Origin of the sequence: Sphingopyxis sp. LC363, from assembly GCF_000756385.1 — a bacterium.
Lineage (GTDB): Bacteria > Pseudomonadota > Alphaproteobacteria > Sphingomonadales > Sphingomonadaceae > Sphingopyxis.
This window is the reverse complement of record NZ_JNFC01000001.1, coordinates 142,621-154,556: the sequence shown is the minus strand read 5'-3', so window position 1 is coordinate 154,556 and position 11,936 is coordinate 142,621. Positions and strand designations below refer to the sequence as shown.

Sequence of the window (11,936 nt, the reverse complement as noted above, 5' to 3'; positions counted from 1 at the left end):
GTTCAATGTCATCGCCCTAAAAGCTCAGGATCACATTGGCGAGGATGGAGACGTAAGCGTCATTCTTCTGCTTGTTGTCGAACAAATCCTTGAAGCCCTTGCCGGGCAGCAGCACCGCAGCGCTGAGGCGCCCGACGATATTCTGCGTCGCCTTGGGCCGCCAGATCGCCGCTACCGACAGGTCGAAGCCGATATCCTTTGGGATCGACCCTTCCACGCGCAGCGCCTGCAGGCTCAAGGTATTTTCGAACCACAGATGGTTGAAATTGGTGCTGACGCGAAATTCGGGGGTCAGGTCGAAATCGGCGCCCGCGCCGACGAAGACGGTGCCGGGGTTGTTGAAGTTCGACTGCCCCTCCTCCTTCGACGAGCGCAGCGAGTTCAATATGCCGTTGCGCCCGTTGATCGCGATGACGCGCCCGCCGCCCGCGAAGGGGATCGTCTGGCGGATCCAGTAGCTTGTGTCGGCACCGCCGAAGATCGGGTTTTCGAAGATCGCGTCGAACCCGCCCTCGGTCCTGTTATACGGATCGCCGTCGCCGGTCGCGTAGAGCCCCGACAGGCGGAAACGCATCCAGTCATGATCGTAGCTGAGTTCGACCGCGCCGAAGCCCGCGCGGATTTCGGCGGGCTTGCTCGTGAAGAAACTGTTCCGATCCTCGCCCAGCGCGGCATAGAAGCTCGCGGTGAGGTTGATCCGCCCGATCCGCCCGTCGGCGCTGTAACCGAGGTAAACCACGTCATATTCGCGCCCGCGCAGGTCGCCGAGCAGCGCCGGCCGCACCGGGAAACCATTGTGGTCGATCTGCACGTCGTTCTTTTCGCGGTTCATATTGTACGTCACGCTGATCTGGCTGGTCAGCCCGACGACCGGAAAATCCTGGCGATAGAGATTGGCGGTGAGCACGAAATCGTCACGCGGCGTCTGCGTAATGTCGTTCAGGCCGCTGTTCGTGTCCTTTTCGAGCCGCCAGAAGGCGGCGAGATTATATTGGAATCGGTTGTTGTCGCGGTTGCCGAACAGGCGGATGCCGAGCTGGCTGTCGTTGAACAGGAAGCCGCGGAAATCGCTCTGGAACGGCTGGATGCCGAGGCGGACCGAATAGAAATCATAGCGGTCGGACGTGTTGCCGAGATGCTTGTCGACGAAGAGTTCCTGCAACCCCAGGAAACTGTCGTAACGATGGCTCGCCTTCGACGGGCGCACGTCGAGCACGCGCCGTTCGGGCACGTCGACATAATTGGCTTGGTACGCGAGCGTGACGCGATATTCGATGTCGGGCGGCTTGAACGCGGTCGATCCCTTGATCAGCGCCGCGCCCGCGATGAAGGTCTGCGCGAAGACGAAGCTGCGGTCCTTGCCGAACACGTCGAGGCTGCCCGGCCGCTCGGTCGTCTGGACGCCGACGGGGATAGGAAAGGTGCGCGGTTCGAACACGGTGTCGGACACGGCATTGGCGACGATGAACCAGTCGTCGCCCTTGATCGGAAGCCATTTGACCTTGCTGCGGTCGATCGGCCGGTCGCCCTTGTAGGTGTTCTGGTTATAGGGATCGAACCAGCGTTCCTTGACCACGCCCAATGTCTCGATCAGGCGCCAGCGGTCGGGGATCGGCAGTTGATCCTCCATCCCGGGAAAGGCCTGCGGCGGCGGCGGGCGCAGCGCGCCGACATTGTCCTGGCTCAGCGCATCGGGAAGATCGGGACGATAGCCGGGACGGCGGCGGCCCTCGATGATCTCGGTGACCAGATCATCCTTGATCCTGTCCTGCCAGTCGACCGGCGGCGGCGGCGGAATCAGCTCTTCGGCGGGCCGCTCGGCGGGTGCGGCGTTTTCCGCGACCGGCGGCTCTTCGGGCGCGGGCGGCGGCGGCGCGACATCGGCGCCCGGCGCACCCTGCGCCGCGAGCGTCGCGATGATCGGCCAAAGGCTGCCCCCCGTCATCATCATCTATAGCCCCTCGCAGACATTCTGCTGCGCGGTGTCGAGGAAGGGGGCGAAGGGGCAGCTGATATAACGCAGGCGCACGCCGGCGCCGACGCCCACGACGATCGTGTCGGCACGGATCGCTTTCGGCGCATTGCCGATGCCGCCGACGCGCGCGCCGCCGTTGTGCGTCCCCAAAAAGCTGATCATATCGTCCTGGTCGATGCCATCGCCCGACACGCCGATCGCGCCGACAAGGCTGTTGCCGCGATAGATGGGCACCGATCCGGGGAAGATCTGGATGCCGTTCTGGAGCCGGTTCCGCCCCGGCGCGACGTCGGGCAAGGTCGTGCAGCGCACCGGCGTGTCGGTCGGACTGGCGCCCGACACGAAGCCGAGATGCTGCCCCAGATTGCCGATGATCAGCGCCGACTGCAGCCCGGTCGAGAAAGGATTGAACTGTGCGATCGGGCGCGACAGCGGGCCGTGCGGCCGGCCGACCTCGCCATCGGGGAAATAGGGCCGCGACAAATTGCCCCCCGAACGGTCGGCGAAGGCGATCGTGCCGGTGAGCGCCGCCGGATCGCTCAGGAATGTCCGCGTCGCAGCGACGAATTGGCGCACGTCGGCGCTGGCGTTGGCGTTCAGTTCAGCCCCCGCCTGCGCGCCCGAGAAGAAGGCGGCGGTGCGCGCCTTCTGCAGGCTGACATCGGTGCCGAAAATCGGCGCGTCGGGCGAACGCACGATGCCGAGCACCGCGCCATGCGTGTCGACGATGCTGATCGTCACCTGCGCGCGGCTGTCGAGCGGGCGGCGGATCTGCGCGCGCGCGCGGCTCATCACCGCGAACGCCTCTTCGAGCACCGCGCGCGTTTCGGCGGTGGTCAGCGGCGCGCTGTTGCTCGCGCCGTCGGTGCCGGCGCGGATCGGGTAGCGGTTCGCGCCGCTGCCGTCGCTGAGCACAAAGGCGTCGCGGTTCGAAAATTCGGCGGCGGTCGACGCGCGAATGCCCGACGCTTCGGTGCCATAGGCGGTCCCCGCGGTGATCGACGCATTGGCATAGCCGATGACCGCCACGAGACTGCCCGCGGTTCCGTTGAGGCTCGCGAAACTCGCGCCGCCGCTCGTCATCACTCCGGCGAAGGTCGCGTCGGAGAAACGCAGGGTCGTGCCGTCGACGGCAATCTGGTCGGCGGTGATCGCGCCCGGCGCCTCAAACCCGCGCGTCCCCGCAAGCGCGATATACTCCTCGGGATCATTGTCGACATCGAGGATATTGGGGTCGCTGCCGTAAACGCCGTCGCCCATCACCCCGATGCCGCCGACGAGCACGCCATTCTTGTAGAGCGGCAGCCCGCCCGGATCGGCGGCGAGGCCGAGCGGCGAGCGTTTCGGCCCGATCAGCGCCGCCGCACCCGCTGCGCCGAAGCGCGCCGCGAGGTCGCTGCACGGCAGCTGGCTGAACTGCACGCCGAACAGGGGCCCGCTTTCGAGCCCGGCGGTCGTCGGCGCGGGTGGGAAATGTTCCTGGACGATCTGGCTCGCGGTGCGCGTCGAAAAGGCGTTGCCGCCGCTCGAGAGGTACGCGCCGGTCACCGCCTTGGCGATCGCGCCCCCCTCGGCGGGGAAGGTGACGTTCTGCGCGTCGATATTGTCGCCATTGGGCGCGGGCGAGGTCGTCGCGGTGGCGCGCGCGCCGGTCATGCGAAAGACGCCGAGCACATTGCCGACGCGGTCGGTCACCGCGATCACCGACGGCAGGCCCCGCGCCTGCGCCTCCGCGATCGCCTGCGCGAGCACGCGTTCGACGTCGGCGGTGGTCAGCGCCGCGACGGCGGGCGGGGTGTAGAGCCCGCCCGTCGGCGTGGGCGTCGGGGTCGGTGTTGGGATGGGTGTCGGGGTCGGCGTTCCGCCGCCGCCGCCGCCGCAAGAGGTGAGCAGCAGCGCAGCCATCGCAGCAAAGGCGGCCGAACGGAAAAGAGAGGTCTTGCTTCGCATGATCTTACCGCAGCGCCCCGATCGCGCGCACCGCGCTGCCGAACGAGGCCTGGAATTCGGACGGTTTATAGGCGTTGGGATCCTTCACCGCCGCGTAAGCGCGATCGATGTCACTGCGGATGCCCGCCGCCGCGCCGACCGTGACGCGCCCCGACGACACCATCGCGTTGAGCAGGGTATCGACGCCCATGACGGCCTGCTGCGACCCGGAATAGTCGGTGTAGCGATCGCTGATCGCCTTCGCCGAAATCGCGTCCACCATCGCGAAGGCGTCGGCGCCCGAGAAGCTGCGCGACGCGAAGGCGCGCTTGAGCGCCGCGACCGTCTGCGACAGCTGTGCCGCGGCCTGCACCGCGCTTTGCCGGTCAGCCGCCATCGCCTTGTGGAACGCCGCGGTGCGCGCCGCGAGCTGGTCGGCGAGCGCGGGCGAGGCCATGCGCGCCGCGGCAGCGAGCATGATCAGATTCTCGTCATTATAGGGCGGCATGCCCTCGGGAAGATTGCGCCCAACATTGTCGAGCCCGGTGCGCACCGGCTTCGCCTGGTCGAAGATGCGGCGGTGGCAGCTGTGGCAGTCGAGGAAATAAAATTCGGGGAATATCCCCTCGGTCCCGCGCCGCGTCTGGAACAGCGCGAGGCTGCGCTCGATCGCGGTCGCCTGCCCCACCGCCCACATCTGGACATGATCGGTACGCCGGTTCGGCGCGCCGAACTTGCGCCAGCCGTAATCGGCATCCTCCTGATGATGCGCCTGCAGCGACGAGAAAAGGTCGAGCTCGAACGAGATGCGCGGATGTCCCGCCGCCATGATGCGGTGCGTCACGAACTGACCGTCGGCGGCCGAACCGAAGTGGCAGTCGACGCAAACGCCCGCGCGCACCATCGGATCCTCGAGCTTCTTGAGCCCCGCCGACAGGTTGGCGAGATGCTTTTCGCGCATTTCGCGGTCGGGATCGGCGTTGGTGCCGACGCCGGCATAATGGCTCGCGAGCCATCCGCCCGCAGGGCCATGACACGATTCGCAGCCGACGCCGTCCTCGGCGGGAACGGCGCGCGCGGTGCCCGCGGTGCTGTGGCAGCCGAGGCACATCTGCGCCTTCGACGGATCGCCGATGCCGAGATTGCGCGCGATGAACTGGCTGCGATTGTTATTGAGGACCGCCCAGGCGCGGCTGTGCGCACCGCCGGGGGTCGAGGGCTCCTGCCATTTCATCAGCTCGTCCTGGCGGACGATTGTGCCGTCGCCTTCCATCCGGCCGTGGCAGGTCGACCCCGCGCACGAAGCGACGCCGGTGTAGCGCGCGCCGCTTTCGCCCTGCGACCGCGCGGGCGGCGCAAAGGCGAACGCCGCAATGGCGAGCGCGAGCAACATCGCCGCCAGAACGCCAAATGCCGCGCGCGTGGGACGACGGGCGGCAAATGCCGCGCGCGTGGGACGACGGGCGGCAAATGCCGCCCGAGGCCGATCGCCGCGCTCCTTCCCAGCGTGCGCCGTCATCCGCAGTACCCCTTTTTCCCAATCCGGCGCTTATTACGCTCTGGATCGATTTACACCACCCCGAAAGCCAGCATCGCGTCGGCAACCTTCTTGAATCCCGCGATATTGGCGCCTTTCACATAGTCGATATAGCCATTGCCCTGATCGCCATAGGTCAGGCAATTCTTGTGGATACCGTCCATGATGTCCTTGAGCATCTGCTGGAGTTCGCCCTCGCTCCACGCGCGGCGGCCGCTGTTCTGGCTCATTTCGAGTCCCGACACCGCGACGCCGCCGGCGTTGGCGGCCTTGCCCGGCGCGAACATGATCTTCGCATCCTTGAAGACGTGCACGCCCTCGAGGTTGGTCGGCATGTTGGCGCCCTCGCTGACCGCGATGCAGCCGTTCTTGACCAGCGTCTTGGCATCCTCGCCGAGCAGTTCGTTCTGCGTTGCGCAGGGCAAGGCCACGTCGCACTTCACGCCCCACGGCGTCTTGCCGGGCGTGAAGGTCGCGGTCTTGAACTCTTCGCAATATTCCTCGATCCGCCCGCGGCGATGCGTCTTGTGCGCTTTCACCCAGTCGATCTTGTCCTGCGTGATCCCGTCGGGATCGTGGATGAAGCCGCCCGAATCGGACAGCGTCAGCACTTTGCCGCCGAGTTGCACGACCTTTTCGGCGGCGTGCGTCGCGACATTGCCCGATCCCGAAATCACCGCGCTCTTGCCGACCAGATCCTGCCCCTTCGCCGCGAGCATGTTGGCGAGGAAATAGACCGCGCCATAGCCCGTCGCCTCGGTGCGGATCAGCGAGCCGCCCCATTCGAGCCCCTTGCCGGTGAGCACGCCGGTGAATTCGTTGGTGATCCGCTTATACTGGCCGAACATGAAGCCGATCTCGCGCCCGCCGACGCCGATGTCGCCCGCGGGCACGTCGATGTCGGCGCCGATGTGGCGATAAAGCTCGGTCATGAAGCTTTGGCAGAAGCGCATGATCTCGCGCACGCTCTTGCCCTTGGGGTTGAAATTCGACCCACCCTTGCCGCCGCCCATCGGCAGCCCGGTCAGCGCGTTCTTGAACGTCTGTTCGAACGCCAGGAATTTGAGCACGCTTTCGGTGACGCTCGGGTGGAAACGGATCCCGCCCTTATAGGGTCCGATCGCATTGTTGTTCTGGACGCGCCAGCCGCGCTGGACGCGGATATTGCCGTTGTCGTCCTCCCAGCAGACGCGGAAGGACACCACCCGGTCGGGTTCGGCGATACGCCGCAATATCTGCTGCGCGTGATATTCTTCCTTGTCGGCGATGAAGTCGAAAATGTCCTCCGACACTTCCTGCACCGCCTGCACGAACTCGGGTTGCCCCGGGTTGCGCCGCTTCACGCCTTCCATGAACGTCGCAAAATCGACGTGATCCGAAACTGCCATGCACCCCTCCCCTGTTGACTGGGAAAGCCGGTGCGACCCCTGACGATTTTATCGTTGACCGACCTTATGGACCAAAGGCTACACCATCGCCGGGCAAAGGCAATATGACGGAGCGCACAGCCGGCATTTTTCGTGCGCCGTATGATGAGGGGTAAAAATGAGCGAGAGCAACAGGATGGCGGGGGCATGACCGGCGGCATGACGCGAAACAATCGCATGATATTGATCGCCGCTTTCGTGCTGCTCGCGGCGGCCATCGGCTATGCGATCTGGCGCGATTCCGCACCGTCCGCCACGGGTCCGGCCAGCGAAACCGCCGCCGCGCCGTCCGACCAGCTCGCCGACCTCGAAGCGCGGACGCAGCGCGAACCGGACAGTGCCGACGCGTGGACGACGCTCGGCGCGGCGAAATTCGACCTCGGCGATTTCGCGGGCGCGGCGGCCGCCTATGAAAAGGCCGTCGCGCTTTCGCCCGAATCGGCGGGACTCTGGTCGGCGCTCGGCGAAGCGCGGGTGATGGCGAGCGACAGCGACCCGATGCCCGCCGCCGCTTCGGATGCTTTCGACAAGGCGATCGCGCTCGACGCGAAGGATCCGCGCGCGCGCTACTTCCTTGCGGTGAAAAAGGACATCGGCGGCGATCACAAAGGCGCGATCGACGACTGGTTCGCGCTGCTCGCCGACACGCCGCAGGGGGCGCCGTGGGAAGCCGATCTGCGCCGGACGATCGAACAGGTCGGCCAGATCCACAAAATCGAGGTCGCCGCGCGCCTCGCCGCCACGCAGCCGCGCGCGCTGACGCCCGACGAAATGCCCGTCGCCGCGCGCGCGATCCCGGGGCCGAGCCGCGCCGACATGGAAGCCGCGTCGCAGCTCCCCAAGGGGCAGCAGGACGCGATGATCGAAGGCATGGTGAGCGGCCTCGAAGCCAAGCTGAAGGCCAATCCGGCCGACGTCGACCGCTGGATCATGCTGATGCGCAGCCGCATGACGCTGGGCGAAACGGCGAAGGCCGCGCAGGCGCTGAAGGACGGCATCGCGGCGAACCCGGCGGCGGCTGGGCGGTTGACGGCGCAGGCGCAGCTACTGGGCGTGCCGGGCGCGTAAAAATCCCCATTGGCGCACCGCCGGGAAAAGGCTAATCCGGCGCCGCTGCGGGGGGCAACCAGAACACAGGGTCGCCGCGGCATTTCGCCGCGAGACGCTTTCGGACGTATTGCCCGGGACAGCCGTCCACTCTGTATCGGGCCTCGTGGTTTTCCGGCTGGAGCCCGGACCAATCCGACCATTCCCGCCCGAATCGTCATCCCGGCGAAGGCCGGGATCTCGCCGGTGCGTAAAGATGCTCGGGCGAGATCCCGGCCTTCGCCGGGATGACGAGGAAAGTAGAGGCCCGTCCCAGCCTCACCCCGCCATCAGCGCCGCATTGCCGCCCGCCGCGGTTATGTCGGTCGAGATCGACTTTTCCTCGGCGAAGCGGTGCAGGTAATGCGGACCACCGGCCTTGGGGCCCGTCCCCGACAGGCCGCGCCCGCCGAAGGGCTGCGACCCGACGATGGCGCCGATCTGATTGCGATTGACATAGACGTTGCCGACCGCCGCGCGCGCCGCGATGTGCGCCGCGACGCCGTCGATGCGCGTGTGGACGCCCAAGGTCAGCCCATAGCCCGAGGCGTTGATCGCATCGATCAGCGCATCGAGTTCGCCGCCCTTCCACGTCGCGACATGCAGCACCGGACCGAAAATCTCGCGCTTCAAGTCAGTTACATGGTCGAGCCGGATCAGGACGGGCGGCACGAAATGGCCGCCCGCGGGCATGTTCGTCCGCCCGGCCTCGGCGATCACGCGGCCCGCGGCGCGCGCTTCGGCGACATAGGCGGCGATGTTCGCCCGCGCCTCCTCGTCGATGATCGGGCCGACGTCGGTCGACAGCACCGAGGGATCGCCGATATTGAGCTCGGCCATCGCGCCCGCGACCATTTCGATCATCGTGCCCGCCACATCTTCCTGCACGCAAAGCAGGCGCAGCGCCGAACAGCGCTGGCCCGCCGACTGGAAGGCCGACGCGACGGCATCGCGCGCAACCTGTTCGGGAAGCGCGGTCGAATCGACGATCATCGCGTTCGCGCCGCCGGTTTCGGCGATCAGCGTCGCGATCGGCCCGTCGCGCCCGGCGAGGCTGCGGTTGATCATTCGCGCGACCTCGGTCGATCCGGTGAAGGCGACGCCGATGATGTCGTCGTGGCTCGTCAGCGCCGCGCCGACACTTTCGCCGCGGCCGGGAAGATAGGCAAGCACATCGCCGGGGATGCCGGCTTCGAGCAGGAGTTCGATCGCGGCATGGGCGATCAGCGGGGTCTGCTCGGCGGGCTTCGCGAGCACCGCATTGCCCGCGGCGAGCGCCGCCGACACCTGCCCGAGGAAGATCGCGAGCGGGAAGTTCCACGGGCTGATGCAAACGAATACGCCCTTGCCCTCGAGCATCAGCTCGTTGCGCTCGCCCGTCGGGCCGGGAAGCGCGACCGGGTAAGTGAAATCGGCGCGCGCCTGCGCGGCATAGTAGCGGAGGAAATCGACCGCCTCGCGCACCTCGGCGACCGCATCGACGAGAGTCTTCCCCGCTTCGTCGATCGCGAGGCCGAGAAACAGCGCGTCATGCTCCTCAAGCAGGTCGGCGGCGCGTTCGAGGCGTTCGGCGCGGAAGGCGCCCCCCGCGAGGCTCCAATTGTCGTGCGCCGCGCGCGCCGCGGTCACGGCATCGGCGACCGTCGCCGCGTCGGCCTCGATCACCCGCCCGACGACCGCGCCCGTCGCGGGATTCCGCACCGGCTCGGCCTTGCCGTCCCGCGCGACGCCGCCGACGATCGGCGCCGCGACCATATCGCTCCGCCGCGCCGCGCCGATCGCCGCGACCAGCGCCTCGGACACGCCCGGATCGCCAAGGTCGTAGCCGCGCGAATTGCGCCGCACCGGATCGAACAGGCCGAGCCCCGTCGCGATGACGGGCACCGCCGGGCTCGCCACGCTGCGCGGGTCGACCGCGAGCTGTTCGGCGCTGACGTCGGGGTCGGAGAATTGATGCACGAAGCTCGAGTTGGCGCCATTTTCGAGCAGGCGGCGGACGAGATAGGCGAGCAGATCGCGATGCGTGCCGACCGGCGCATAGACGCGCACCGGGCGCGGCGGCGGAAACAACGCTACGAGCGCGTCGTGCGCGCCCTCGCCCATGCCGTGCAGCCGCTGCAGCTCGTAATCGGCGCCCGCGAACAGTTCGGCGACGAAGGCGAGTGTCATCGCATTATGGCTCGCGAACGCCGGATAGATGCAGTCCTGACAGTCGCGCAGCAGCTGCGCGCAGCGCATATAGTTGAGATCGGTGTGGAGCTTCGCGGTGAACACCGGAAAGTCGCTCAAGCCCAGCGTCTGCGCGCGCTTGATCTCGGTATCCCAATAAGCGCCCTTGACGAGGCGCATCGACAGTTTGACCCCGCGCGCGCGGGCTCGCTCGGCCAGCCAGTCGATCACCGCGGGCGCGCGCTTCTGATACGCCTGGATCACGATGCCGAGCCCGGTCCAGCCATCGGCGATCCCGGCGTCGATCAGCGCCGCGAACACGTCCATATGCGGTTCGAGCCGGTCGCTTTCCTCGGCGTCGATCATCAGCGGGATGTTCACCGTGCGCGCCGCCTTCGCGAGTTCGATCACGCGCGGGATCAGCTCATCGCGCACGCGCGCTGCTTGCAGATATTCGTAGCGCGGGTGGAGCGCCGACAGCTTGATCGAAATGCCGTGGTTGGCGTGCGGATCGCCGGGCTTCGCGCCCTTGCCGATGCGCGCGATGGCATTCGCATAGCTGTCATAGTAGCGCGTGGCATCCTCGGCGGTACGCGCCGCCTCGCCGAGCATGTCGAAGCTTGCGAGTTCGCTCTTTTCCTTGTCGGCGCGCTTGACCGCCGCGTCGATCGTCTCGCCCATCACGAATTGCTGGCCGAGCAATTTCATCGCCGCGAGCGCCGCCTGGCGGATCACCGGCTCGCCCGAGCGGCGGATCATCGATTTGAGCAGGCTGAGCGGGTTCGCCTTGCTGCCCATTGCATCGAGCATCAACGTCGCAGAACCGAGCGACAGCCCGCGCGCCGACAGCGCAACGACCAGCGGGCTGTCGTCATCGTCGCCCTCGGCCCAGTGGCGTCCGGCGATCTTGTCGCGGATCAGCGCATTGGCGGTCGCATTGTCGGGGACGCGCAGCAGCGCCTCCGCAAGGCACATCAGCACGACGCCCTCTTCGGTCGAGAGGCGATAGCGGTTCATCAACTGCGCGACGAGCGTCTCGCGCTCGCCGTCGGCCTTCGCCTTGCGGATCAGTTCGAGCCCGCGGCGGGTGACCGCCTCGACGCTCGCCGGGGAGGTTGCGAGCGCGGTCCGCAGACCGGCGACGATGTCGGCTTCGCTGCGGCGGGCCAAGGTGCGGAGGGGGGCGCGGTCGGGGCTTTGGGTCATGCCCCCTGTTACCATATCGCCGTAAGTCGATCCGACTTGTTTACGGGGATTCCATATACGAATTGACCAAGTTTTGGATTGATCCTAGTCGATTCACATGAAAAATAGCTCCTGGACAGTCGAACTGGACGAATATGACCGCAAGATCCTCGCGATTCTGGGGCGCGACGGGCGGATCACTTTCACCGAGCTCGCACTCCAGGTCGGCCTCTCGAAAACCCCCTGCCAGCAGCGCGTCAAGCGCCTCGTCGACAGCGGGCTGATCACCGGCTTCCGCGCGATCGTCGATCCCGCCAAGGTCGGGCTCGACCATGTCGCCTTTACCGAAGTCAAGCTGTCGGACACGCGCGAGGAAGCGCTCAAGCAGTTCAACAATGCGGTGCGGCGGATTCCCGAGGTCGAGGAATGCCATATGATCGCGAGCAGCTTCGACTATCTGCTCAAGGTCCGCACCCCCGACATCCGCCGCTATCGCATCGTGCTGGGCGAAAAAATCTCGAGCCTGCCCCATGTCGCAAGCACCTCGACCTTCGTTGCGATGGAAACGATCCTCGAATCGGCGCGCTGAAGGAATGGCCGCCCCGCGGATTCGCCATCCCAATTGACA

General features: G+C 66.7%; 7 protein-coding genes. 2 read left to right on the top strand and 5 right to left on the bottom strand.

Going from position 1 to position 11,936, the window contains the following annotated elements; all coding sequences use genetic code 11:
• Window positions 1-16: 16 nt before the first annotated feature.
• From FG95_RS00670 to gdhA, 4 genes are all read right to left on the bottom strand, one after another.
• Window positions 17-1,951, bottom strand: coding sequence for a hypothetical protein (locus FG95_RS00670; RefSeq protein ID WP_037553255.1), 1,935 nt, complete (start codon window positions 1,949-1,951; stop codon window positions 17-19).
• Window positions 1,952-3,925 carry a heme-binding protein gene (locus FG95_RS00665; RefSeq protein WP_037553254.1) on the bottom strand — a complete coding sequence of 658 codons (1,974 nt, stop codon included), beginning with the start codon at window positions 3,923-3,925 and terminating at the stop codon, window positions 1,952-1,954.
• Window positions 3,926-3,929: 4 nt separating this feature from the next.
• A complete protein-coding gene (locus tag FG95_RS00660; RefSeq protein WP_037553252.1) occupies window positions 3,930-5,297 on the bottom strand; it encodes a multiheme c-type cytochrome in 1,368 nt (455 codons plus the stop codon).
• Between the two features lie 176 nt (window positions 5,298-5,473).
• The gene (gene gdhA, locus FG95_RS00655; RefSeq protein ID WP_037553250.1) at window positions 5,474-6,829 is read right to left on the bottom strand and encodes an NADP-specific glutamate dehydrogenase; all 1,356 of its coding nucleotides are present in this window, start codon (window positions 6,827-6,829) and stop codon (window positions 5,474-5,476) included.
• A gap of 186 nt (window positions 6,830-7,015) precedes the next feature.
• Between gdhA and FG95_RS00650 the strand changes: the two genes are divergently transcribed.
• The gene (locus FG95_RS00650; protein WP_037553248.1) at window positions 7,016-7,936 is read left to right on the top strand and encodes a tetratricopeptide repeat protein; all 921 of its coding nucleotides are present in this window, start codon (window positions 7,016-7,018) and stop codon (window positions 7,934-7,936) included.
• 297 nt (window positions 7,937-8,233) lie between these two features.
• On the opposite strand, the gene putA is transcribed toward FG95_RS00650, so the two are convergent.
• Entirely contained in the window at window positions 8,234-11,329 is a 3,096-nt protein-coding gene (gene putA / locus FG95_RS00645) for a bifunctional proline dehydrogenase/L-glutamate gamma-semialdehyde dehydrogenase PutA (RefSeq protein WP_081932947.1), read from the bottom strand.
• A 97-nt stretch (window positions 11,330-11,426) separates the two neighbouring features.
• On the opposite strand from putA, the gene FG95_RS00640 reads away from it, so the two are divergent.
• Window positions 11,427-11,897 carry an Lrp/AsnC family transcriptional regulator gene (locus FG95_RS00640; RefSeq protein ID WP_037553244.1) on the top strand — a complete coding sequence of 157 codons (471 nt, stop codon included), beginning with the start codon at window positions 11,427-11,429 and terminating at the stop codon, window positions 11,895-11,897.
• The last annotated feature ends 39 nt before the right edge of the window (window positions 11,898-11,936 follow it).